The following is a 22,510-nucleotide window of genomic DNA, read 5'->3' as shown; positions in this document are numbered from 1 at the left end:
ACCTGGAGGATCAGACTCAGACGGCCTTGGTGGCCAACTCGTCGAGGGCGGCCGCATAGATGCCCTCGATGGCCGTGGCGAGTTCGGCTTCCACCTCGGCGGATTCGGCGCCGAACTGCGCGGACCAGCGGACCGAGCAGGCGTCGTCGCCGGCTGCGGTCACCGAGACGGTCGAGCGGTAGTGCTCGAGCGGTAGCGGACCGTCGATGTACTCGTAGGAGTAGGTGCGTGCCTCTTCGTCGAAGGCGACGATGCGTTCGCGCGCCGGTGCTCCGTCGGTGAAGACCACGTGGCGGACATCGCCGTCCATCCGGGATTCGCCGATGGCCGGAATCCAGGCCGAGACACCGCCGGTGTCACCGATCCACGACCACACGTCCGTCGCGGACAACGGGAAGTCCTTGGTCACCTCGATGCTCGCCATGTCACACCCGTCCCAGCTCGGCTTCGTACTTCTTGGTCATGTGCTCGACGGCCTTCACGTGTTCGGCTGCCTGACCTTCGCGGACAGCTTGGGCCCGGGCTGCGGCGTCGATCATCGGTTGCGCCTGGCCCTGGAAATACGGCATGACGTCCTGCGCGAACAGTTCGTAGGAACGACGGGTGGCCTGCGGGTTCGCCCAGTCGTGGCCCTGGATCAGCAGGGTGCCGAAACCGCCGGACTGGTCGATCAGACGCTGCACCTGCGCACGCGCTTCGTCGGCGGTGCCGATGACACCGATGCCGGAGGTGTTGATGAAGTCGATCATCTCGTGCTTGTTGGTCCCGCGGACGTCCATCTGTGGGAAGGCCGCCACGTGCTGCAGGTAGTTGAACCAGTACTCGATGCCGTGCTCGACATCCTTGTAGGCCTGCTCCTTGGTCTCGGCGATGTGGAAGGGGCCGACGAGTCGCCAGGTCGAGCGGTCCACCTCGTCGCTGCGTCCGGCCTGCGCGGCGAACTCTTCGAGCAGGCCCCAATGATGTTGCAGTGCACTGAAACCGTCCGCCGTCAACGTAGCGGCGATCGACAGCAGGCCGATGCCGTACTTGCCGGCGAGGCGCGCGCCGGTGGGCGACGCGATCGCGGCGACCACGACGTCGAACAGCGGATCCGAGTAGGGGGCCATCTGGATCTTCGCGTCGAACAGTTCGTGGGTGCGGGTCTTGGCCGTCACCGTCTCGCCGCGGAGCAGACGCATGATGATGTCGGTGTTCTCCGCGAGCAGTTCCCGGGTGTCGATCTGGGAGAGGCCGAGCATCGCGGCGTCGGTGGGGAGCGATCCCGGGCCGAGGCCGAACAGGGCGCGGCCCCGGGTCAGGTGGTCGAGCATGATCATGCGCTCGGCCGCCCACAGCGGGTTGTGGTACGAGACCGAGGTGACGCCCGTGCCGAGTTTGATGCGGCTGGTGCGTTCGCCCGCGGCGGCGATCATGATCTCCGGCGATGCGTAGATCTCGGCACCCGCGGAGTGATGCTCGCCGAACCAGGCCTCGTCGTATCCCAATTGCTCGAGGTACTGGACGAATTCGAGATCGCGCTGCAGCAGCAGCGTCGGGTTCTGTCCCGGCTCGTGGATCGGGGCGAGGAACGTGCCGAACTTCAGTCTGGTCATCGGAACTCCTGTGTGACGTGAGAGGTACACCTCAGAAGCTATGACTCACAACACAGCGAGATAAGTCCGCGAAAGTAGACAATCCCCCTGCCGACGTGAGGTCGGCAGGGGAACTGTTCTGACATGGGTCGCTGAGCGACCGGTTCCGCTGAGGCTCAGTTCTCGAACGTCAACGGGGTGGTGGCGGAGGGGCCCTGACGATAGTGGCTCATCGTCGCGGTCTGCCAGCGTCCGTTGAACTCGGGGATCGGAAGCGGGAACCAGTAACTCGAGTCGAGCCACATCTGTCCGAGGAGCGGAACCGGTTGGCGGGAGATATCGGTCCACTTACCGGTCGGCGCGTTGTCGAAGGTGCCGACCTGCTTGCCGTCGACGTAGAACTCGACCTGCTTGCCGCCGAGCTTCACCGCATAGTCGTGCTGCTTGTCGAGAATGTTCATGGGCAGCAAACGAGCCTGAGGGACAAGGGTTCCCGATTTCTTGACCATCATGAAGAAACCCTTGGGAAAGTCCTGTCCGAGCGCATGGGCGATCGGCGCGGTGAGCGTGCTCGCCTGACCGACCAGCCCGGCGGACCCGTTGTACATGAACCAGGCGATCTCGAGGCCCAGGGGATCGATCGACCGGTTGGAGACGCCCCACCCGGTGGTTCCGTTCCAGGATTTGATCTGCTCGGTGCCGCCCACGCGCATCGTCATCGTCTGACCCGGCTCGAACACCGGCTTCGCGAGGATCTCCGCGTTGTTGTACGGGAACAAGCCCTCGACGGTCGGCGGCACCTTGAAGGTGACTCCGTTCGGTCCGTAGGAGGTCTTGCTGTACCCGACGTTCGTGTTGCACCAGTCGGTGGGCGCGGTGGCGAACTTCTCGTCGATCGGCCGGGTCGGCTGTGGGTCTCCCGTGCCGATGTAGCCGGCGAACGCCCGGCCGTTCAGCACGGCGCAATTCGACGTGCCGTCGTCGCGGCCGGGAAGCTGGATGTTCGGGTCGGCCACCGCGGTGCCCACGCCTGTCCATGTCAGCACTGCGGCCAGCGCGGCGGCGGCGAGCGCTCTGCCTCGGGTCATCTGTTCCTCCTCGTAACGCGGACTGAAACAGATATCTGATACCACATGTAGTCAGAAACGGGCCCGTTCCGGCCGAGCGCCAAAACGCCCAAAGCGGACGAGTGGAACCGGGCGATCGCCCCTTGACCGGCAGGTACCCCAGGTCGAGAAACGATTCGTGATAATCGTCTCAATGGCACGTGGGTGGGCCGCCGGGCCCGACTGCGTGAGTACGAGAGCCGGGCGGCTCAGTCGGCGGCGGTCGGGTAGGCGTCGAGCATGAGACCGGCGACCGCGCCGAGGGCTTCGGTCCAGGCTGAGGTCATCTCGTCGATCCACTCCGCGCCGCCGTGCTCGGCCATCGTCGCGATGAGCGCACCGGCGACCCAGCCGTACATCTCGGGCGTCACCCCGAGATCATTGTGCCGGCGTCCCAGTGCGCCGAGTGTGCGTCCCAGCCAGTCGGCGTCGTCGAGATGGTCGAGGACGGCGGCGATGGCCTGTTGCAGCATCGTGGCCTGCGGTCGTAGGTCGGCGCCGAACATCGGCCGGACCTCCGGATGTTCATCGAACAGTCGGTCGTAGAAGTCGAGCATCAACTTCTGCTCGTCGTCGATGACCAGGGACAGGCTGTCTTGCAACACTTCTGGGTTCAACATGGTGGGGCTGCACCTCGTCGAGGTCGTACGATGTGGCAATGAAACAGTTTGTGTATCGTTGTAACATCTACACCACGTGGGAGCTGCCGGAAGCAGAATGACCGGACTCAGATCTGAAGCTCTCACTTCGCCGTCGCACGTATCGGCGAACCTCGTCCACTTCATGCCGGGTGCGCGGACGCACTGGCACCGGCATCCGCTGAGCCAGACGGTCTTCGTCACCGAGGGGATCGGGCTGTGGCAGCGCCGCGGTGGGCCTGTCGAGGTTATCCGACCCGGTGAGCGCGTGCTCTTCGGAGCAGGCGAGGAACACTGGCACGGCGCCGCCCCGGCGCCCCTGATGGTCCACTTTGCCATAAACGAGGCCGACGACCAGACGACGCGGTCGAGTGGCTGCAACCGGTGACCGACGAGCAGTATGGCCAGGCACTCTAGATCTGACTCCGCCCGGGCCGTCCGGGGCAATCCCCGTACCGGGTCGGTGCTGGCGGTTGCTCGCCTCGTCGTGACCGCGCCACTCCGGCCCGAGCAGGCGACCACATCGGAAATCGCAGTCTCGATCGACGCCTCGGATCGAGGCTCGATCGGCTATCTCGCAGGCGTATCGGTGAGTCCAAGGAATCGCTCGGCGTTGCCGCGCTTAATGAGTTCCCGCGAGGCCTCGTCCAGGAAGTCGCTCGTGCGGACGACCTCTCCCACCGGCCGCTCCCCGAGCGGGTAGGGGTAGTCGCTACCCACCATCACCCGGTCCGATCCGACCGTGTCGACGAGCAGGCGCAGCGCGCGGTCGTCGAACACAACGGAGTCCACGTAGAAGCGGCCGAGGTAGTGCGACGGCGGCATCGCGGAGGTGCCGATGAGGTCGTTGCGGCGGTGCCAGGCATTCTCCATTCGGCCGAGCCAGAACGCGAACGATCCCCCGCCGTGGGCGAAGGCGATCTTCAGCCGATCGTCAATACGGTCGAAGACGCCACCCAGGATCAACGCCAGGATCGACAGGTGCGTCTCTGCGGGCATGGCGGTCAGCCACTGCGCCATCCAGCGATTGAGTCGGGGCGACGAGTCCATGTCCCAAGGATGGACGAATACCGGAACGTCCATCGACGCGCAGTGTTGCAAGAACGTCACCACCCCTTCGCTGTCGAGGTCTCGATCGCCGACGTGGTTGCCAATCTCGACTCCACGGTGCCCATTGGCGATGCAACGCTCGACTTCACGGCAAGCAGCGTCAGGGTCTTGTAATGGCACTTGGCAGAACGGAATCAGCCGCTCCGGGGCGGGGGCCACGATGTCGAGCGCGAGATCGTTGAAGACACGTGCGATCCGTTCGGCCTGCGCGCCGGCGCGACCGTAATTGAAGAATGCCGGTGTGGGTGAGACAACCTGGGTCCGGACGCCGTCGGAATCCATGTCCCGCAGTCGGATGCCTGCATCCCAGGCGTCGGACTGAATGCGTCGGAACTCGTTCGAACCCATCATTATCACGGCTTCAGCCTCGGTCTCGATCCGCAGCCACGGCGCATCGCGCCCCGCATCGGCGGTCAGGTCCGGCCAGCCCTTGGGAACATAGTGGGTGTGGACGTCGATGGTGCCGCTCACGTCAGCCCTTCCCGGGATGCAGGGCCCCGCAGTTGTCACAGGTGCGAGCCTGTTCGTCCTCGTAGAACTGAACGAAGACCGGTGGCAGGTCGGCGACGATATTGCGCACCTGCAGCTCGATCTCGTGGATCAAGTGATTGCAGTCGAGGCAGTACCACTGGAACTTCTCCAGGGTGCCCTCACGACGCACGCGTTCGATGACAAGGCCGATCGAGTCGGCGGTCGGGCGTTGCGGTGAATGCGGAATGTTGCCGGGCAGCAGCCAGGTCTCGCCTTCGCGGATATGCACGCGCTCCGGTCCGTCCGCGGTCATGACGTCCACGTAGATACTGCCCTCGAGCTGGTAGAACCACTCCTCGTACGGGTCGAGATGATAGTCGGTGCGCTGATTTGGACCGCCGACCACCTGGACGACGAAGTCGTCGCCCAAGGCCATCGTCTGGTTGTTCACCGGCGGTGCGAGCAGGTGTTTGTTCTCGGCGATCCACTTCTGGAAGTCGATGACGGGCGGGATGGCGTTCATGAGTGATCCTTCAGGTTGAGGGCGGTACGGCGATGAGGGGGCAGGTAGGCGACACCCTGGATCTCGATCAGTAGATGCGGATGCGGAAGTTGGTGTACCGCAACGGTGGTCCGGGTCGGACCGGTTTCGTCGAACACCTCGGCGTACACCTCGTTGTAGCCGCCGAAGTCGTTCATCGACACGAGATAGGAGGTGACCTGCACGAGATCGCTCAGATCCGCACCGACCTCGACGAGGATCGATCGGATGTTGTCGATGACCGCTCGCGTCTGTGCTCGGATGTCGAGATTCGTCGTTCCCATCTCGTCGACCTCGACACCGTCGAACGTATTGTCCGGTCGACGGGAGCTCGTTCCGGAGACATAGACGAAGTCGCCCGCGACCTTCAGATGTGGGAATCGTCCGCGTGGGATCGCGAGTTGCTCGAGGACCCGGGCGGCGGCGTCGTGGCTCATGAGCTGACTTCGGCGGTGACGCTGCCGAGGCCGTCGATGTCGCATCGTGCGGCGCCCGCCGCCAACGGGATTGCCGCGGTGGCGGCGCCGGCGAGCACCACATCGCCCGCGCGCAACGGAATTCGGCGACGGCGACACACGTCGAGAAGTGCGTGGAGAGCGTTGACCGGATCGTCGAGAATCGCGGCGGTGGAACCGTCAACGGACTGCCCGCCCGCCTCGAGTCGCACCGAGAGATCGCCGACGGAACGCATCGACTGCCACGGGCCGATCACGAAAGCGGCTGCGGACGTGTTGTCGGCGACCACGTCGGTGTAGGTGAACCGGAAGTCACGGTAGCGGGAGTCGATGATCTCCATCGCCGGAGCGACGGCGTCGACGCAGGTTTCGACGTCGACACCTGGGTCGTCGAGATCGATGTCCTGCATCAGGCGGTACGCGACCTCGGGTTCGATCTTGGGGTGAATGAACCGGCTCAGATCGAATCGACCGCCGTTGTCGACGCGCATAGCGTCGGTGAGCCGGCCGACGATCACGTCGGAAACACCCATCTGAGCCATCTTGGCCTTGCTGGTGAACCCGAGCTTGACGCCCACGAGCGTCTGCCCACGGTCGAGTTGCCGGCCGACCAGCGCTTCCTGGACGCGGTACGCGTCGTCGATGTGGACCTCGACATCGTCTGCGAGACTCGGAGTGTCGAGTACCTGCAGCTGTGCCTCGTCCAATCGCGCGGCAAGGGTGTCTATCTCCTTGCGGGTCAGTGACTTCGCTTCCATTGTTCCTCTTTTCCCGGGAGTTATAGGGCCACGCACACGTTGGTGGGCTCGGTATAGAAGTGCAACGACGACTCGCCGCCCTCCCTGCCGATTCCGGACAACCCGACGCCACCGAATGGAGATCGCAGTTCGCGCGTGAACCAAGTGTTGACCCAGGAGATTCCGACGTTCATCTTCTGTGCGACGCGGTGTCCGCGTCGCAGGTCGTTGGTCCACACCGACGCGGCCAGCCCGTACTGGGTGTCGTTGGCGAGCGCGATCGCCTCCGCTTCCGTGTCGAACGGCACCAATGCGGCGACCGGCCCGAAGATCTCTTCACGCAGAACCGGGTCCTCGTTGGTCAGTCCCGTCCACAGCGTCGGCTCCACCCACGAGCCGGACTCGAAATCCTGACCCAGGTCCGGAATTCCGCCCCCGGTCAAGACTTTGGCGCCCGACTGCTCGGCGAGCTCGAAATAGCGCATTACCTTGTCGCGGTGCCCCTGCGAGATCAGTGGTCCGGTGGTGACGTCGGGATCGGCGGGGTTGCCCAGACGCAGTCGCTCGGCACGCTCGACGAGCCCGACAGCGACGTCGTCGAAGATGGAACGGTGGACGTACACCCTTTCGGTACACAGACACACCTGGCCCGTGTTGGCGAAGACGGACCTGGTGAGTCCGGTGAGTGCTTCGTCGAGGTCGACGTCATCGAACACGATCGCGGCATTCTTCCCCCCGAGCTCGAACGACACCGGACGTACACGGGGCGCAACGGTTTTCATCACATGAGAGCCGGTCGCGGACGAACCGGTGAAGGTGACACCGTCGATTCCCGGATGTGTCGTGAGGTACTCGCCGGCGGAGTTGCCACCGAAGCCGTGCACCACGTTGTACACGCCGGCGGGCAGTCCCACCTCGGCGAGGACCTCCGCGAGCAGAGTGGCAGTCGCGGGCGTCTCCTCGCTTGGCTTGACCACCACGGCATTACCGCACGCGAGTGCGGGCGCCACCTTCCAGGTCAGCAGGAGCAGTGGCAGGTTCCACGGCACGATCACCGCGACCGCGCCGAGCGGTTTGCGGACCGCATAGTTGAGCGCCTGCCGACCGCCGGCAAGGTCGGTCATGAACGACTCCTGGCCGGCGGCGGCTGCGACATCGGCGAACGTCCTGAAGTTGGTCAGCGCTCGAGCCACGTCGAGTTCTCGTGCCTGGGTGATCGGCTTACCGGTGTCGGCCATCTCGGCGGCGACGAACTCCTCGAAGCGCTGCTCGATGCGATCCGCGGCGCGGCGCAACAGCGCGGAGCGTTCGCGCACCGGCGTGTCGGCCCAGCCGTTGTCAAGGGCCCGACGGGCGGCGTTCACGGCGCGATCGACCAGCGCCTGGTCGGCCTCGTGGACCTGGCCGAGCGTCCGTCCGGTCGCAGGGTCGACCTGATCGAATCCACGCCGCGGATCGGGATCGACGAAGGCTCCGTCGACGAAGTTGCGGATCCAGCCGTCGGGGGTTGAAGTCATGGATCAATGGTCGGGCCCCCGGCTATACCAAACAAATGCCTATATCGGAGCCAGCCATGTCCATACGGACATAAGGTTCGTCGGCTCGATCCGATCTCGTGCGCTACTTGAGGTCGAGGTGCAATCCCGATAGCTCGGATTCGATCGCCTCGACCTCGTCGAGGAGGTGCGACACGAACAAGTCGGCGCTCTCGCTCAGGGCTGACTCTGCCGAGTGAATGAGAGCGATTGCGCGGGGGAGGGTATCGAGCTCCACGGGGAGCATGCGCAGCTCGGGATCGTTCGTTCCGACCAGCACCGGCAGGGGGGCCAGTGAATCGGTGGCGTGCAGAATCGCCCGGATCGTGAGGATTGACGTGCACTCGATGACATTCGTGGGGACCCAAGATCCGGTCTCACCGAATGACCCACCGAATCGGCTTGCCACCGCGGTCGGAGGCGGCAGCACCCAGGGGAATGACGCCAGAGACTCGGGCTCGAGGCCGTCGCCCGTGAAGGCGGGATGTCCAACCCTTGCCATGATGCGGATGGGCTCGTCGTACAGATGCCGCTGGGTGATGTGGTGGGGGTTCCCGTCAGTCATCCGCCCGATCAGGACGTCGAGCTTGTGGTGCGCCAGCAACTCGAGCAAGGTCTCGTCGGTGCCCTCGACCACCGACACCTTGAGACCAGGGTGCGCGGCCTTCAGCGACACCAGGGTGCGTGGGAGGAGAACATACGACCCGGTCATGTTCGTGCCCACCCGGATCGGTCGCGTTCCGCTCTGTTGGAGGTGATCGATGTTCTCGGCCAGACGTTCCATGCTGGTCAGGATCATCTCGGCGTGTTCAAGCAGCAAGGTGCCATAGGGCGTCGGGGTGACCCCGCGCGTGCTGCGGTCGAACAGCCGCACTCCCAGAATCTCTTCTGCCTCACGTAAACCCCGGGTCACCACAGGCTGGGTCACATACAGATCCGCAGCAGCGCCGACGATTGTTCCATTGTTCGCGATTGCCGTGATCAGTTGTAGATGACGGAGTTTGAAGCCGCCGTCGAGGAGGTGTTTCAGCCGACGTTCCATGGCGAGAGCATAGCCAGAGCCTGGCGTGATAGCCATATGGGCATAGTGCGTGCAAGAAGGGCATTATGTGGATCAGCCCACAAACTGAAGTATCTAGGGCATGCCCGAACTACTCCCGTCCGCCCTCGGTCTGTCAGAGGGGTTGAGAGACAACACGATCAGCGTCGTGGACCTCACCGCCCCCCTGTCGGACCGGACTCCGGTTCTGCCACTTCCCGATGGCATGGAGCCGATTCCGCGATTCTCTCTCGAGGAGCTTGCACGCTATGACGAGAGGGGTGAGACGTCCTACCAGAACGCCATCCACACCGGCGAACACGTGGGGACTCACTTCGACGCTCCGTGTCACTGGGTCACCGGCCGTGATCTCGCCGATGTCTCGCGTGTTCCGGCTTCTCACCTGATCGGTCCTTTCGTCGTCATCGACAAGTCGAAGGAGGTTGTCGACGACCCTGACTTCCTGCTCGGTGTCGATGACGTACTGGATTGGGAACGGAGCTACGGCCCCTTGCCCGAAGGTGGTTGGCTGCTCTACCGAACAGGCTGGGACCGCCGAGCCGCTGACGAAGTGCAATTCATCAACGCTGACGGCGATGGTCCTCACACGCCCGGCATCTCGGTGGAGTGCGCCGAATGGTTGGCGACACAGAGCCCAATCAGGGGCATCGGAGTGGAAACCGTCGGTATCGACGCCGGCCAAGCATACGCCTTCGACCCACCCTTCCCGTGTCACCACCACCTGCTCGGCGCCGGCAAGTACGGCGTCACGCAGCTACGAAATCTCGATTCACTCCCCGCCGCCGGTGGAGTGCTGGTCGTCGCGCCGCTGAAGATCGTCGGCGGGTCAGGTAGCCCCGCCCGAGTGCTGGCGCTCGTGAAAACACCCACCGAGCTCGAAAAGGGAGATTGATCATGTACGTTCGCGAAGCTATCGGTCGAGCGTTGTACGAGCTCGGTGTCCGGGTGGCGTTCGGTGTCGTCGGTAGCGGCAACTTCCACTATACGAACGCACTCGTTGGAGCCGGCGCCCGCTTCGTCGCGGCACGTCATGAGGGCGGCGCAGCGGTCATGGCAGACGCCCACGCCCGGATGAGCGAGCAGGTGACCGTGCTCTCGCTGCATCAAGGGTGCGGCTACACCAACGCGTTGACCGGCATAGTCGAGGCCGCGAAGAGCCAGAGCCCGCTGCTCGTCCTGACCGCCGAAGCCACCGATCCGAAGTCGAACTTCTACATCGACCAGGAATCGATCGCCCGCGGCTGCGGAGCAGTGGCGCTCCGAATCCGATCTGCGGAGACAGCTGTTTCCGATCTGACTCACGCGTACAACATCTGCGCGATGCAGAAGCGCACGGTGGTGCTCAACATCCCCATCGATGTCCAGGACTGTGTACTGACCGGGTCCGTCTCGGTTCCGCACCCGATCACCAGGATGGCTCCCCGGCCTCAGCGAACCGATGTGGAAGAACTCGCGGCACTGCTCAAGCAGGCACAGAGGCCTGTGTTCGTCGTTGGACGTGGTGCCCGTGGGGGTCCTGCGAAACGCACCCTCATCGAACTCGCAGAACGATGCGGAGCCCTGCTGGCGACATCTGCCGTCGCCCGAGGGATGTTCGAAGGGGAGCCGTGGAGTATCGACGTGGCCGGAGGGTTCTCGACGCCACTTGCCGCTGAGCTCATCACAAACGCCGACCTCATCGTCGGCTGGGGATGCACACTGAACATGTGGACCATGCGGCACGGCCGCTTGATCGGCGACAGCGCGAAGGTTGTCCAGGTCGACATCGACCAGAGCGCCCTCGGGCGGCATCGCCCGGTCGATCTCGGTGTGTGGGCCGGCGTGGCGGAAACCGCCGCCGACGTCTCGGCTCTGCTTGCCGAGGCGCGGGTCGAGAGGACCGGCTACCGGACCAGCGGGACTCTGCGACGAATTCAGACCGAAGGTCGATGGCACCAGGTCCCGTTCGAAGACGAGAGCACAGACGAGCGTATCGATCCCCGGCTGATGAGTGCACAGCTGAATCGAATGCTGCCGCGCTCGCGGGTCCTGTCGGTGGATTCCGGGAACTTCCTCGGCTACCCGAGCATGTTTCTCGACGTACCCGACGAGTACGGATTCTGCTTCACCCAGGCATTTCAATCCGTTGGCCTCGGCCTCGCCACCGCGATCGGCGCCGCGATCGCTCAACCCGACCGTGTTCCGATCGCAGCCTGCGGCGACGGTGGCTTCTTGATGGGTATCAGCGAACTCGAGACGGCAGCCCGACTGAACCTCCCCATGCTCGTCATCGTCTACAACGACGCGCAGTACGGGGCGGAAGCCCACCACTTCGGAGCACACGTAGACCTCGACGCGGTGACCTTCCCAGAGACGGACATCGCTGCCCTCGCTCGTGGCTTCGGCTGTGAGACCGTCACCGTCAGGTGCCTCGACGATCTACTCCCGATCAAGTCCTGGCTCGACCAACCCAATCGTCCGATGGTCCTGGACGCCAAGATCGTCTCGGACGAAGGGGCATGGTGGCTTGTCGAAGCATTCGGTCACTGACTCACAGTCCCAACGAGATCCCGACGCCGGTATCACTGGCCCGCTGATACGCCCTCAATCATGATTCTCGCAATATAGGAAACGGATTCCTGCCATGTCCAATCAATCTGTAGAAAGCCGAACGCGTAAGGCGGCCACCGCGAGCCTGATCGGCAGCGCCCTCGAGTGGTACGACTTCTTTCTGTACGGAACCGCCGCAGCCCTCGTCTTCGGGCCACTCTTCTTCACCGGAGACGATTCCCTCGTTGGAACACTCGCCGCATTCGGAACGTTCGCCATAGGCTTCGTCGCACGGCCCTTCGGTGGAGTCATCTTCGGGCACTTCGGTGACCGCGTCGGACGAAAGTCAATGCTCGTCATCACACTCATGATGATGGGCGTCTGTACTGCGCTCATCGGTCTACTCCCCACACATGCCCAGATCGGCGTCTGGGCGCCGATTCTCCTCGTGATTCTGCGTGTGATTCAGGGAATCGCGGTGGGCGGGGAATGGGGTGGCGCAGTACTCTTGATCAGCGAGAATGCTCCACCGAGCCGGCGCGGATTCTTTTCCGCCTTCAGCCAGGTGGGCGTCACGTTGGGCTTCATCCTGTCGTCGTCAGTGTTTGCCCTGGTCAACCTGCTCCCCGAAGACGAGTTTCTCTCCTGGGGTTGGCGAATACCGTTCCTTCTGGGACTGGTTCTCATGATCGCCGGCCTGGTGATCCGCATGAAGGTCCAGGAAACCCCGGTTTTCGAGGAGCTCCAGGCGGAGGACAACCGGGTTCGCTTCCCCGCACTCGAAGCGATCAAGACGCAGCGGCGATCAATCCTGGTCACCGTAGGCGCGCGCATGGCCGAGAACGGCGGTTCGTACATCTTCGCGGTGTTCTCCCTCGCCTACGGAGTCCACATCGGTGTGGGTAGCGGGGTGATTCTGACCGCGATCATCGTCGCCAACATCCTGGAGACATTCACCATGGTCGGGTTCGCGGCACTGTCTGATCGGATAGGTCGACGCCCGGTTTATCTCATCGGCGCCGTCGGGGTGATCATCTGGGCCGCACCGTTTTTCCTTCTGATCAACACACAGAACACGGCGCTCATCTGGCTCGCGATCATCATCGCCATCAGCATCTGCCACAGTGCGATGATCGGTACTCAGCCGAGCTTCTTCAGCGAACTGTTCACCGGAAAGGTCCGCTACAGCGGATTGTCGATAGGTCATGAAGTCGCCGCGATCTTTGCCGGCGGTGTCGCGCCGCTGATCGCCACAGGCCTGCTTGCCTGGTCCGGGACGTACTGGCCCATCGCGGTGTACCTGGCCCTCTTCGGCGTCCTCAGCACCGTCGCCGTGCTCAAGGCTCCCGAAACCAAGGGCATCGACTCGCTTTCGGGGATGCCGCCTGCTGCTCCGGATTCCCGTTCGCTGGACGAGATCGGCGAGCCGGTATGACCGGGCACAGCGCAGTCATCGCCAGCGCAGTCGAGGTGCCGTATACCCGACACCCAGAGGGAGTCGAGACCACAGAGCGTCTGCTGACCAGTGCTGTTCGGCAGGCGGTCGAGAAGGCCGGCCTTGCTCTCGAAGACGTTGATGGGCTCGGGGTATCGAGCTTCACGCTCAAACCCGACCACGCTGTCGACCTGGCCCTTCGCAGCGGCCTGGCTCTCCGCTGGATCATGGAGGACACCAACGGCGGAGCCAGCGGCGTGAACATGCTTCAGCATGCCGTGCGTGCAATCGAGGCCGGAGACGCGGAAACCATTGTCCTGGTTGCCGGCGATCGCATGACCGCGTCGGACTTCAAGTCAGTAGTCGACGAATACAACGCCATCACCCGGGACTATGTCACTCCGTTGGGAATGGGCGGACCGAACGCCATGTTCGCGATGCTCACGCAACGCCACATGCGTCGACATGGCCTCGACGATAAGGCGTACGGAGCGGTGGCTGTTGCCCAGAGACATTGGGCGACAATGAATCCAGGTGCCGTCTACCGGACGCCGATGAGTATGGACGACTATCTCACCTCGCCCGTCATCGCGTCGCCCCTGCGTCGGTTCGACTGCGTTCCGCCGGTCACGGGTGCAGACGCCATCGTGATCACGAGACAGGACCACATGCAGGACGGAAGTCCGGCGGTTCGCGTCAGTGCCATCGGCGGTTCTGTGAACTGGGACGGACATGAAGGCGATGGACTTCGTACCGGCCTGTGCCGAGTCGCCCCAGAACTGTGGAACCGCGCAGGTCTGCGTCCTGCCGATATCGATGTGATCAGCGTCTACGACGACTATCCGGTCATGGTGTTGATCCAGTTGGAGGACATGGGTTTCGTCCCCACCGGGAGTTTGTTCGACATCACCGATCGCCTCCTCCACGATCGATGGCCGGTCAACACCTCGGGCGGTCAACTGTCCGCGGGGCAGGCGGGGTCAGCGGCGGGAATGCATGGGCTCGTCGAAGCCGTCATCCAGTTGCGTGGCGAAGCCGGCGAGCGCCAGGTTCCCGGCGCACGCACCGCCGCCGTCAGCGGTTACGGCATGGTCACCTATCGCTACGGATCCTGCGCGAACCTTGCGATTCTCGAAAGGGTTTGACATGGGCATCACGATGCAGAGCTGCACGAGGTGCGGAAGAGCGTCCTTCCCTCCACGTAGCCTCTGCCCTCATTGCCGCAGTGGCGATTTCGAACCCCTGACTGCCTACCGAGGTGTCATCGAAGAAATCTCTGTTCAGCGCGGCACACCCGCAGTCACCTTCGCGTCGATACGTACCGACCTGGGTCCGACAGTTGTTGCGAAAGTCGTCGGCGAGGGCGGGGTCCCCGGGTCCGAAATCGACTTGGCATCACCAGAAACGCAGACAACCGGCGGGCCGGTCGCGGTGATACCGCAGCCCTCCGCCAAGGAGCAATGAACAAATGCAGAGCACCGTTGACCGCATCGCACCGCTTCGCGGTCTTCCCTTGAAGGATTGCACCATTCCAGCCCTGCTGACACGTCAGGCAGAGCTGTACAGCGACAAGACACTGTTGAAGATGGGGGAATCCGCACTTACCTACGCCGAGGTTCGCGACCTGGCCGCCGCGACTGCAGCGATGTTGCAAGCGAACGGGATAAGTCGCGGGGACAAGGTCGCGACACTGTCGCAGAATCGGCTCGAATTGCTTCAGACCATCCTCGGGTGCGCCTGGATCGGTGCAGTCGCCGTGCCACTGAACGCCGCGTTGCAGGGAACCCAGCTACACCATGCGCTGGAGAACTCGAACTCCCGGATTCTGGTCATCGAGCCAGAACTCCTCAACCGCCTGGAGTCGGTTCCGGTCCCGCCCGATCTCGAGCAGGTCTGGTTGCTGGATTCAGCCGCCACAGCTGTGGCGGGTTACGACGTGCGCACCTTCCCAGAGCTCTCCGGGACCGTCCCGCCCTGCTCGGTGTCGCCGGGTGATACGGCGGCGCTGCTCTACACCTCTGGAACCACGGGCGTGTCAAAAGGTGTGTGCTGCCCCCACGCCCAGTTCTATTGGTGGGGGATCACCGTCTCCGAGCAGCTCTGCATCTCCGATGAGGACACGTTGTTCACGGTTTTGCCGCTGTTCCACACCAATGCCCTCAACGCCTTCTTCCAAACTCTCGTCGCCGGGGCAACGATCGTCGTAGGACGTCGATTCTCCGCGCGGCGGTTCTGGTCGGAGCTGTCCGACTCGGACGCCACGGTCACTTATCTGCTTGGGGCGATGATCAACATTCTCTGGTCCCGCGAGCCTCAGTCGAGGGATCGGGAGCACAACGTGAACCGCGCGCTGTCACCGGCAACTCCGGCGGGTCTGGCCGACCCGTTCTTCGATCGGTTCGGCATCCGACTCGTCGACGGCTTCGGTTCGACAGAGACCAACTCGGTCCTGACCTCCGCGCCGGACATGCCTCGACCCGGCTACATCGGCCAGGTCCAGCCCGACTTCGAAGCGGTCGTGGTGGATGAGCACGACTCTCCAGTACCGGACGGCACACCAGGGGAGCTTCTGCTCCGCCCACGCGTCCCATATGCGTTTGCCACCGGCTACCACGGCATGTCCGACAAGACAACGGAAACATGGCGGAACCTGTGGTTCCACACCGGTGATCGCGTCGTCCGGGAGCCGGACGGCTGGTTCCGGTTCGTCGACCGCATGAAGGACGTGATCCGTCGGCGGGGGGAGAACATCTCGTCCTTCGAAGTCGAGCAGGCAATCGGACTACACCCTGCCGTCGAATCGGTGGCAGCGTATCCGGTGCCATCTGAGATGGCCGAGGACGAGGTCATGGTGTCGGTTGTTCCCAAGGCCGGCGCAATCCTCACCCCTCGCGAGATCGTCGACCACTGCCATGGCCGTCTGGCGAAGTTCGCCGTTCCCCGTTTTGTCGACATCGTCGAGACGCTGCCGACCACCGAGAACGGGAAGATCCGCAAAGTTCTCCTCCGAGAACGCGGAAAGACGGCGACGACGTGGGATCGCGACGCGGAAAGTTGATAAGAACCGGCTGCCGATTCAACCCTCGAGCCGTTGAGCACCCGATGACATGGAAGACGACGTGAGTAAAATTCTGAGAACCTCTGACCCTTCTGTGAGAAGGGCTGCGGAAGCACTACAGTCTGCGGCCGCGCGCCGGTCGCCGTGCCTGCCTGTTCGTGCCCTGATCGGTGTCGACGATCCCGACGTTGCATATGCGGTTCAGCAGCGGGTCGTCGCTGCTCGTGTGGACGCAGGTGCGCGCATTGTCGGACGCAAGATCGGCCTCACCGCGCCGGTGGTCCAGAAACAACTCGGCGTGGACCAGCCGGACTTCGGAATTCTCCTCGACGACATGAGTTGTGCGGCGGGTGCCGTCGTGGCGCTCGACTGTCTCCTGCAACCGAAGGTAGAGGCCGAGATCGGATTCGTTCTTGCCGAGGATCTCGCGGAGGGCGACTTGTCCTATGAACAGGTACACGGCGCGGTGGCATATGCCGTGGCAGCTCTGGAGATCGTGGACAGCCGAATCGCCGGGTGGGACATCACGTTCGCCGACACGGTTGCTGACAACGCATCGAGCGGTCTGTTCGTGTTGGGCGACGAACGACGCACACTCGGCGAGTTCGAGCCGCAGTCAGTGAATATGACGATGTCGGTCGACGGCGATGTCGTCTCGACGGGCACGGGTGCCGACTGTCTCGGGGATCCTCTCAACGCTCTGCGTTGGCTCGCAGTCACCGCTCGAGACTTCGGCCAACCGCTGCAGGCCGGTCAAGTCGTGCTCTCCGGTGCGCTGGGACCGATGGTGCCGGTCGCCGGGCCCTGCCATGTTCGCGCCGACATCAGTGGTCTCGGCTCGGTATCAACCACATTCGTGAAGGAGCTGGTGAGATGAGCACCACGAAAGATGCGACCGTCGCTGTCATCGGCTCGGGCAACATCGGTACCGACCTCATGATCAAAGTCATCAGGCTTTCGGAGAATCTGCAGATGGGAGCGATGGTCGGTATCGATCCTGCATCCGACGGACTCGCTCGCGCACAGCGTCTCGGGGTGCCGACGACGTCCGGAGGAGTGCGCGGACTCATCGATCTGCCGAACTTCTCCGACGTCGACATCGTCTTCGATGCGACGTCCGCCGGAGCCCACCGGCTCAACGCCGAGTTGCTCGCTCCCTTCGGCAAGCGGCTGATCGATCTGACGCCCGCTGCGATCGGTCCGTTCGTCGTTCCGGCGGTCAACCTCGACCAACACCGGCAGTCCGACAACGTGAACATGGTGACATGCGGCGGCCAAGCGACGATCCCGATCGTCGCCGCTGTGTCCGCGATTGCCCCGGTGTCCTACGCCGAAATCGTCGCGTCGATCGCCTCCAAGTCAGCTGGGCCGGGCACCCGCGCGAACATCGACGAGTTCACCGAAACCACGTCGAGCGCAATCGAATCGGTCGGAGGGGCCCGGCGCGGCAAGGCAATCATCGTCCTGAATCCCGCTGATCCACCGTTGATCATGCGAGACACCGTGTTTTGTCTCGCAGAACTCTCGGGCCCCGACCACGAGCGGGCAGTGATCGAGTCGGTGCACGCGATGGTCGACAAGGTGGCTGTCTACGTGCCGGGGTACCGGCTCAAGCAGGACGTGCAGATCACCGAGATCCCGGCCGACCAGCCCGTCCACACTCTGCTGCCTGCCGATGCGCCGCGGCCTACGCACCAGGTCAGCGTGTTCCTCGAAGTCGAGGGAGCCGCACACTACCTACCTGCTTATGCAGGCAATCTCGACATCATGACCTCTGCGGCGGTGCAATTCGCCGAAACCATCGCGGTTGACCTGGCGATGACCGAAGCCAAGGGAACTCTGCGATGACCACACAACTGTTCATTCAGGACGTGACGCTCCGTGACGGCATGCATGCACTGCGGCACCGGATCACACCGGAGAACGTCGGCATCATCGTCGCCGCACTCGATGCCGCCGGGGTCGACGGCATTGAAGTCGCCCATGGCGACGGACTGGCCGGCGGCAGCCTCAACTACGGCCCGGGAAGCAACACCGACTGGGAGTGGCTCGAGGCCGCCGCCGACAACCTCACCCATGCTCGTCTGACGACGCTTCTACTCCCGGGCATCGGCACAATTGACGAACTCCGCCAGGCATACTCCCTAGGCGTCCGGTCAGTACGGGTCGCGACCCACTGCACCGAGGCCGATGTCTCCGCCCAGCACATCTCCACCGCCCGCGAACTCGGCATGGACGTCTCCGGCTTCCTGATGATGAGCCACATGACCGACCCCGGAGAACTCGCGCGCCAGGCCAAACTGATGGAAAGCTATGGAGCACACTGTGTTTACGTCACCGACTCCGGGGGCAAGCTGACCATGGACGGTACCCGCGAGCGTGTCCGCGCCTACCGCGAGACTCTCGACCCAGCCACTGAGATCGGAATCCACGCGCACGAGAATCTCTCGCTGTCGGTGGCCAATTCGGTGATCGCTGTCGAAGCCGGGGCAACCCGGGTCGATGCATCGTTGGCCGGACACGGAGCCGGCGCAGGTAACTGCCCCATCGAACCGTTCATCGCCGTCGCCGACCTGCACGACTGGAAACACAACACCAACCTGTTCGCCCTACAAGACGCCGCAGATGACATCGTGCGCCCACTGCAGGACCGTCCAGTACGAGTCGACCGCGAAACCCTCACCCTGGGTTACGCCGGGGTCTACTCCTCGTTCCTGCGCCACGCCGAAACCGCCTCGGAGCGTTACGGCATCGACGTGCGCACCATCCTGCTCGAAGTGGGACGACGAGGACTGGTCGGTGGTCAAGAAGACCTCATCGTCGACATCGCACTCGACCTGCAGAACCGCGTTGCCGTCGGCAACTGACACCCCGCCCTGTGGCGCCACTGTCTCCCACAGAATCGCTCGAAGGCCGACGGGTCTCGCTAGATCGGGTCGCCGGGAATACGGTGCAGGCTTATCTGGCAGTGGAATAGATCATCGGCGCGGTGTAGCGCTCGGGGCCGATGCGATGTATCCGGGGTGTGGCTTCAGTCGAACTCGATCGTGACCGGGCCCTTCGGAGTCGCCTGGCAGGTCAGCATGTATCCGTCGTCGATGTCTTCGGGTTCCAGCGCGATGCCGTTGCCGTGGTCGACGTCGCCGGCGGTCAGTCGGGCCACACACGACCCGCAGTCGCCTTCCCGGCAGGAATACGGTGCGTCGACGTCGGCGGCGAGCAGTGCGTCGAGCAGCACGGTGTCCGTGCCGCAGCGGACCGTGTGCACGTCGCCGTCGATGTGCACGGTGAGCTCGTGGGCGCCACCCTCGTCGTCGTGCGTCGCGAGGGTGAACGGGTCGCCGGTCAGCGACAGGTATCTCTCCACGTGGACCGCCTCGTGGTGCAGGCCGCGCCCGCGGAGGGTGTGCTCGACGAGGTCCATGAAGGGTGCGGGGCCGCAGATGAAGGCTTCGCAGTCCTCGGTGGCGGCAACCACGTCGCCGATCGCGGCCGCGGTGGGTAGACCCCGGTCGGCCTCCAGCCAGTGATGCACCACCAACCGTCCGGGATGACGCTCGGCCAGCTCGTCGATCGCGTCGGCGAAGATCGTCGACTCGCGGTCGCGGTTGGCGTAGAACAGGGTCACCGTCGTGTCGTGGGATTCGAGGGCCGAACGCAGGATCGACATCACCGGCGTCACACCGCTGCCGGCCGCGAACAGGTACAGCGGGTGCGCCCAGGAGTGCGGCGTGAAGACCCCCGACGGTGGGATGACGTGCAGGGTCAGGCCTGGTTCGGCGTTGTCGCACAACCAGTTCGATCCGTAGCCGTCTCGGGTTCGCTTGACGGTGATCGCCGGGGCGGCGTCGACCCCGGGAGCGGTCGACAGCGAATAGCTGCGCGCGACGGAGCCGGTCCGATCGCTCGGGATGCGCACGGTGATGAATTGCCCGGGCCGATAGTCGGTCTCCGCGGGGAAATCCAACACGATCGTGCGTGCCTCGGACGTCTCGTCGCGGACCGCGGTGACGGTGACGTCCACCCCGAGGGTGCGCTCGACGGTCGAGGCGGCGGAGCGGGTCATGCCGTGGTCCTGGAGGTGAGCGGGAGAACCCGGTACCAGAGTTCGCCGAGCGCGGTCCCGAGTGCCTCGAGGCGCTCGCGCCGCGGTGTGCTGGCCGGCAGGCCGACGTGGATGTAGGCCATCTGTTCGGTGGCGCAACCCAGGGTCTCGGCGAGCAGCTCGGTGTCGCAGGCCTCGATGGTGCCGTTGGCGACGAGACGATCGAGCCAGCGTTCGGTGCGCCGCACGAAGTCGCCGCGCAGATTGAGCCAGAGCTGCTGGAATCCCCGGTTCTCGCTGGCCGCCGCCGCCTCACGGAGCAGCCGCAGCATATGGCGGCTGCGGGCATAGGCCTGCAGATACGTGGTGTTGACCTCGATCAGCGACTGCAACTCGCCCTGGGCGCGATCGGGACGCAGTCGTGCGTTCGCCAGTTCGAGCAGAGACGGTCGGAGCGCGGCGAGGAAGATGTCGTCGAGGCTGACGAAGTGGCGATAGAAGTTGCCCTGGGAGATCTCGGCCCGGTGCGTGATGTCGGAGATCCGGGTCCGGGTGTACCCGTACTCGGTGAAGCACTCCGTGGCGGCCTTGACCAGTTTGTCGCGCGTCTGCTCGCCGCGTTTGTTCGCGCGTTTGGCCGGAGCCGCGGTGTGGTCGAGCAGACCGGCCGCGGAGTAGGCCGCGTCGATCCCGTCGTGCGCACGTGCGTCCGGTCCGGTGTCGGTGCTCATCAGGCCCCCTGCAGAGTTCGTCCGGCGATCAGCTCGGCCAGTGGGTGTTCGGGTGACAGTGCGTCGGGCAGATACGACAGCAACTCCTCGAGGTGGTCGTCGACGGACTCCTCGGCACTGAGAGCGTCACCGGCGTAGACCTTTCCGGTCGACCCGTCGACGGTGACCGTCTGCCCGGCGAGGGTGCCGGTCAGTCCCGTGCCGCAGCCGACCACGCAGGGCACCCCGATCTCACGGCAGACCAGGGCGGCGTGGGACGTCGTGCCACCGACCTCGGTGACGACCGCCACGGAGTCGAACATCGCGGGTACGTCGGCCGGCGACGTCGAGGGACGGACGAGGACGACGTGCTCGCCGCGGGCCGCAGCAGCACAGGCCTCGTCGGTGTCGGTGTAGACGACGCCGACCGCGGCCCCGGGGCCGGCGCCCGTGCCGGAGGCGAGCACGTCGGCGGCCACATCGGCCGAGTTGTTCTGCGACAACGACTTCGCCTGCTCGGCGCTGATTCGCGCGACGGCGTCGTCCCGGCTGATGAGTCCCTCGCGGACGAGGTCGACGGCGATGCGGACCGCAGCTCGCGCGGAGCGCTTCCCCGAGCGGCACTGCAGCATGTACAACTCGCCGCTCTCGACCGTGAACTCGATGTCCACGAGATCGCGGTGTTCGTTCTCGAGGGTCTTCGCGATGGTGGCGAGTTCGGCGTGCAGGTGGGGCGCGTGGGCCCGGAACGAGTCGATGGTCTCGGGGTTGCGCTCTCCGGAGACGACGTCTTCGCCCTGTGCCCGGGCGAGCCATTCGCCGAACAGCTCGGGGGCGCCGGTGGCCGGGTCGCGGCTAAACACCACACCGGTCCCGGACTGATCGTCGCGGTTGCCGAACACCATGGCCTGCACGGTCACCGCGGTGCCGCCGCCCTCGCCCAGACCGTGGTGACGCCGATAGGCGGCGACGCGTTCGTTGCTCCACGAATGGAACACCGCACCGATGGCATCGCGCAGTTGGTCGTACGGATCGGCGGGCGGTGTGGCCGCGGCGTCGCCGAGCACGATCTCGCCGTAGCCGGCGCAGAACCGCTCCCAGGTGTCGCGCGCCCAGTCGGGGTCGCCCGTGGCCTCGCCGAGCTGGGTGACCAGCTCGCGGGTGAGACCGAGGTTGAGCACGGTGTCCATCATTCCGGGCATGCTCTGGGCAGCTCCCGAACGCACCGAGACGAGTAGCGGGAACGGTCCGGCACCGAAGGCTTTCCCGGTCTGTTGCTCCAGGACGCGCAGCTGGGTGAGGACGCCGTCCCAGACGTGTGCGGGGAGCTGACCGCCGGCTTCGGCGAACTGGGCGCAGACGGGTGTGGTGAGGGCGAAGGCGGGCGGGACCGGCAACCCCAGCGACCGCATGCGGTTGACGCTGTAGGCCTTGCCGCCGAGCAGTTCCCGATCGGCCGGCGCGGTTCCGTCCAGGGCGAGGACAGCAGGTGTGGTCATGAGTGGT

Annotated in this window: 23 protein-coding genes; 10 read left to right on the top strand and 13 right to left on the bottom strand. The window is 64.5% G+C overall.

Features of this window, described 5'->3' with window-relative positions; genetic code table 11:
* Positions 1-16 precede the first annotated feature (16 nt).
* The 4 genes from MAY35_RS01615 to MAY35_RS01600 form a co-directional block, all read right to left on the bottom strand.
* Complete coding sequence (locus MAY35_RS01615) at positions 17-424, bottom strand: SRPBCC family protein (protein ID WP_101821235.1); 408 nt, start codon at positions 422-424, stop codon at positions 17-19.
* 1 nt (position 425) lies between these two features.
* A complete protein-coding gene (locus tag MAY35_RS01610; protein ID WP_058249683.1) occupies positions 426-1,595 on the bottom strand; it encodes an LLM class flavin-dependent oxidoreductase in 1,170 nt (389 codons plus the stop codon).
* Between the two features lie 155 nt (positions 1,596-1,750).
* Positions 1,751-2,662 (bottom strand): hypothetical protein, encoded by a 912-nt coding sequence (locus MAY35_RS01605; protein ID WP_238418874.1) that lies wholly within the window; start codon positions 2,660-2,662, stop codon positions 1,751-1,753.
* 227 nt (positions 2,663-2,889) lie between these two features.
* A complete protein-coding gene (locus tag MAY35_RS01600) occupies positions 2,890-3,300 on the bottom strand; it encodes a globin domain-containing protein (protein WP_238418873.1) in 411 nt (136 codons plus the stop codon).
* A gap of 97 nt (positions 3,301-3,397) precedes the next feature.
* Between MAY35_RS01600 and MAY35_RS01595 the strand changes: the two genes are divergently transcribed.
* Entirely contained in the window at positions 3,398-3,706 is a 309-nt protein-coding gene (locus MAY35_RS01595; protein ID WP_238418872.1) for a cupin domain-containing protein, read from the top strand.
* Between the two features lie 182 nt (positions 3,707-3,888).
* Here MAY35_RS01595 and MAY35_RS01590 read toward each other — a convergent pair whose 3' ends face one another.
* The 6 genes from MAY35_RS01590 to MAY35_RS01565 all read right to left on the bottom strand — a co-directional run bounded on the left by MAY35_RS01590 (position 3,889) and on the right by MAY35_RS01565 (position 9,245).
* Positions 3,889-4,899, bottom strand: a complete 1,011-nt coding sequence (locus MAY35_RS01590; protein ID WP_238418871.1) for an amidohydrolase family protein — start codon at positions 4,897-4,899, stop codon at positions 3,889-3,891.
* Between the two features lies 1 nt (position 4,900).
* Entirely contained in the window at positions 4,901-5,422 is a 522-nt protein-coding gene (locus MAY35_RS01585) for a 3-hydroxyanthranilate 3,4-dioxygenase (RefSeq protein WP_238418870.1), read from the bottom strand.
* Positions 5,419-5,877 (bottom strand): RidA family protein, encoded by a 459-nt coding sequence (locus tag MAY35_RS01580; RefSeq protein ID WP_238418869.1) that lies wholly within the window; start codon positions 5,875-5,877, stop codon positions 5,419-5,421. Before MAY35_RS01580 ends, MAY35_RS01585 begins: the two co-directional genes overlap by 4 nt.
* Complete coding sequence (locus MAY35_RS01575; protein ID WP_238418868.1) at positions 5,874-6,653, bottom strand: fumarylacetoacetate hydrolase family protein; 780 nt, start codon at positions 6,651-6,653, stop codon at positions 5,874-5,876. Before MAY35_RS01575 ends, MAY35_RS01580 begins: the two co-directional genes overlap by 4 nt.
* Before the next feature lie 20 nt (positions 6,654-6,673).
* Complete coding sequence (locus tag MAY35_RS01570; RefSeq protein WP_238418867.1) at positions 6,674-8,149, bottom strand: 2-hydroxymuconic semialdehyde dehydrogenase; 1,476 nt, start codon at positions 8,147-8,149, stop codon at positions 6,674-6,676.
* Positions 8,150-8,252: 103 nt separating this feature from the next.
* Positions 8,253-9,245, bottom strand: coding sequence for a LysR family transcriptional regulator (locus MAY35_RS01565; RefSeq protein WP_238418866.1), 993 nt, complete (start codon positions 9,243-9,245; stop codon positions 8,253-8,255).
* A gap of 64 nt (positions 9,246-9,309) precedes the next feature.
* Here MAY35_RS01565 and MAY35_RS01560 point away from each other — a divergent pair, with 64 nt between their 5' ends.
* The 9 genes from MAY35_RS01560 to dmpG all read left to right on the top strand — a co-directional run bounded on the left by MAY35_RS01560 (position 9,310) and on the right by dmpG (position 19,116).
* Positions 9,310-10,119, top strand: coding sequence for a cyclase family protein (locus MAY35_RS01560; protein ID WP_238418865.1), 810 nt, complete (start codon positions 9,310-9,312; stop codon positions 10,117-10,119).
* Positions 10,120-10,121: 2 nt separating this feature from the next.
* The gene (locus tag MAY35_RS01555; protein WP_238418864.1) at positions 10,122-11,756 is read left to right on the top strand and encodes a thiamine pyrophosphate-binding protein; all 1,635 of its coding nucleotides are present in this window, start codon (positions 10,122-10,124) and stop codon (positions 11,754-11,756) included.
* A gap of 94 nt (positions 11,757-11,850) precedes the next feature.
* Positions 11,851-13,191, top strand: a complete 1,341-nt coding sequence (locus MAY35_RS01550; RefSeq protein WP_238418863.1) for an MFS transporter — start codon at positions 11,851-11,853, stop codon at positions 13,189-13,191.
* Positions 13,188-14,336: a thiolase family protein gene (locus tag MAY35_RS01545; protein WP_238418862.1), complete on the top strand. Its 1,149-nt coding sequence runs from the start codon at positions 13,188-13,190 to the stop codon at positions 14,334-14,336. The genes MAY35_RS01550 and MAY35_RS01545 overlap by 4 nt, the downstream gene beginning before the upstream one ends.
* A gap of 1 nt (position 14,337) precedes the next feature.
* A complete protein-coding gene (locus MAY35_RS23415; protein WP_374237907.1) occupies positions 14,338-14,655 on the top strand; it encodes a Zn-ribbon domain-containing OB-fold protein in 318 nt (105 codons plus the stop codon).
* Between the two features lie 4 nt (positions 14,656-14,659).
* A complete protein-coding gene (locus MAY35_RS01540) occupies positions 14,660-16,249 on the top strand; it encodes an ATP-dependent acyl-CoA ligase (protein WP_238418861.1) in 1,590 nt (529 codons plus the stop codon).
* Between the two features lie 49 nt (positions 16,250-16,298).
* The gene (locus tag MAY35_RS01535; protein ID WP_238418860.1) at positions 16,299-17,126 is read left to right on the top strand and encodes a 2-keto-4-pentenoate hydratase; all 828 of its coding nucleotides are present in this window, start codon (positions 16,299-16,301) and stop codon (positions 17,124-17,126) included.
* A complete protein-coding gene (locus MAY35_RS01530; protein ID WP_238418859.1) occupies positions 17,123-18,097 on the top strand; it encodes an acetaldehyde dehydrogenase (acetylating) in 975 nt (324 codons plus the stop codon). The genes MAY35_RS01535 and MAY35_RS01530 overlap by 4 nt, the downstream gene beginning before the upstream one ends.
* Entirely contained in the window at positions 18,094-19,116 is a 1,023-nt protein-coding gene (dmpG, locus tag MAY35_RS01525; protein ID WP_238418858.1) for a 4-hydroxy-2-oxovalerate aldolase, read from the top strand. The genes MAY35_RS01530 and dmpG overlap by 4 nt, the downstream gene beginning before the upstream one ends.
* 164 nt (positions 19,117-19,280) lie before the next feature.
* Here dmpG and MAY35_RS01520 read toward each other — a convergent pair whose 3' ends face one another.
* Genes MAY35_RS01520 through MAY35_RS01510 form a run of 3 tightly spaced genes read right to left on the bottom strand, consistent with a single transcriptional unit; the run spans position 19,281 to position 22,503 of the window.
* A complete protein-coding gene (locus tag MAY35_RS01520) occupies positions 19,281-20,315 on the bottom strand; it encodes a ferredoxin--NADP reductase (RefSeq protein WP_238418857.1) in 1,035 nt (344 codons plus the stop codon).
* Positions 20,312-21,025 carry a TetR/AcrR family transcriptional regulator gene (locus MAY35_RS01515; RefSeq protein WP_238418856.1) on the bottom strand — a complete coding sequence of 238 codons (714 nt, stop codon included), beginning with the start codon at positions 21,023-21,025 and terminating at the stop codon, positions 20,312-20,314. The genes MAY35_RS01520 and MAY35_RS01515 overlap by 4 nt, the downstream gene beginning before the upstream one ends.
* Positions 21,025-22,503: a pyruvate, phosphate dikinase gene (locus MAY35_RS01510; protein ID WP_238418855.1), complete on the bottom strand. Its 1,479-nt coding sequence runs from the start codon at positions 22,501-22,503 to the stop codon at positions 21,025-21,027. The genes MAY35_RS01515 and MAY35_RS01510 overlap by 1 nt, the downstream gene beginning before the upstream one ends.
* Between the last annotated feature and the right edge of the window lie 7 nt (positions 22,504-22,510).

It is taken from the genome of Gordonia sp. 'Campus', assembly GCF_022206305.1.
Taxonomy (GTDB): Bacteria; Actinomycetota; Actinomycetes; order Mycobacteriales; family Mycobacteriaceae; genus Gordonia.
This window is presented reverse-complemented; position numbering and strand designations above follow the sequence as displayed.

What these genes read in the sequence shown, in the direction of transcription:
- MAY35_RS01615 (WP_101821235.1), bottom strand. Translation starts at nt 424, where the DNA reads ATGGCGAGCATCGAGGTGACCAAGGACTTCCCGTTGTCCGCGACGGAC.
- MAY35_RS01610 (WP_058249683.1), bottom strand. Translation starts at nt 1,595, where the DNA reads ATGACCAGACTGAAGTTCGGCACGTTCCTCGCCCCGATCCACGAGCCG.
- MAY35_RS01605 (WP_238418874.1), bottom strand. Translation starts at nt 2,662, where the DNA reads ATGACCCGAGGCAGAGCGCTCGCCGCCGCCGCGCTGGCCGCAGTGCTG.
- MAY35_RS01600 (WP_238418873.1), bottom strand. Translation starts at nt 3,300, where the DNA reads ATGTTGAACCCAGAAGTGTTGCAAGACAGCCTGTCCCTGGTCATCGAC.
- MAY35_RS01595 (WP_238418872.1), top strand. Translation starts at nt 3,398, where the DNA reads ATGACCGGACTCAGATCTGAAGCTCTCACTTCGCCGTCGCACGTATCG.
- MAY35_RS01585 (WP_238418870.1), bottom strand. Translation starts at nt 5,422, where the DNA reads ATGAACGCCATCCCGCCCGTCATCGACTTCCAGAAGTGGATCGCCGAG.
- MAY35_RS01580 (WP_238418869.1), bottom strand. Translation starts at nt 5,877, where the DNA reads ATGAGCCACGACGCCGCCGCCCGGGTCCTCGAGCAACTCGCGATCCCA.
- MAY35_RS01575 (WP_238418868.1), bottom strand. Translation starts at nt 6,653, where the DNA reads ATGGAAGCGAAGTCACTGACCCGCAAGGAGATAGACACCCTTGCCGCG.
- MAY35_RS01570 (WP_238418867.1), bottom strand. Translation starts at nt 8,149, where the DNA reads ATGACTTCAACCCCCGACGGCTGGATCCGCAACTTCGTCGACGGAGCC.
- MAY35_RS01565 (WP_238418866.1), bottom strand. Translation starts at nt 9,245, where the DNA reads ATGGCTATCACGCCAGGCTCTGGCTATGCTCTCGCCATGGAACGTCGG.
- MAY35_RS01560 (WP_238418865.1), top strand. Translation starts at nt 9,310, where the DNA reads ATGCCCGAACTACTCCCGTCCGCCCTCGGTCTGTCAGAGGGGTTGAGA.
- MAY35_RS01555 (WP_238418864.1), top strand. Translation starts at nt 10,122, where the DNA reads ATGTACGTTCGCGAAGCTATCGGTCGAGCGTTGTACGAGCTCGGTGTC.
- MAY35_RS01550 (WP_238418863.1), top strand. Translation starts at nt 11,851, where the DNA reads ATGTCCAATCAATCTGTAGAAAGCCGAACGCGTAAGGCGGCCACCGCG.
- MAY35_RS01545 (WP_238418862.1), top strand. Translation starts at nt 13,188, where the DNA reads ATGACCGGGCACAGCGCAGTCATCGCCAGCGCAGTCGAGGTGCCGTAT.
- MAY35_RS23415 (WP_374237907.1), top strand. Translation starts at nt 14,338, where the DNA reads ATGGGCATCACGATGCAGAGCTGCACGAGGTGCGGAAGAGCGTCCTTC.
- MAY35_RS01540 (WP_238418861.1), top strand. Translation starts at nt 14,660, where the DNA reads ATGCAGAGCACCGTTGACCGCATCGCACCGCTTCGCGGTCTTCCCTTG.
- MAY35_RS01535 (WP_238418860.1), top strand. Translation starts at nt 16,299, where the DNA reads ATGGAAGACGACGTGAGTAAAATTCTGAGAACCTCTGACCCTTCTGTG.
- MAY35_RS01530 (WP_238418859.1), top strand. Translation starts at nt 17,123, where the DNA reads ATGAGCACCACGAAAGATGCGACCGTCGCTGTCATCGGCTCGGGCAAC.
- dmpG (WP_238418858.1), top strand. Translation starts at nt 18,094, where the DNA reads ATGACCACACAACTGTTCATTCAGGACGTGACGCTCCGTGACGGCATG.
- MAY35_RS01520 (WP_238418857.1), bottom strand. Translation starts at nt 20,315, where the DNA reads ATGACCCGCTCCGCCGCCTCGACCGTCGAGCGCACCCTCGGGGTGGAC.
- MAY35_RS01515 (WP_238418856.1), bottom strand. Translation starts at nt 21,025, where the DNA reads ATGAGCACCGACACCGGACCGGACGCACGTGCGCACGACGGGATCGAC.
- MAY35_RS01510 (WP_238418855.1), bottom strand. Translation starts at nt 22,503, where the DNA reads ATGACCACACCTGCTGTCCTCGCCCTGGACGGAACCGCGCCGGCCGAT.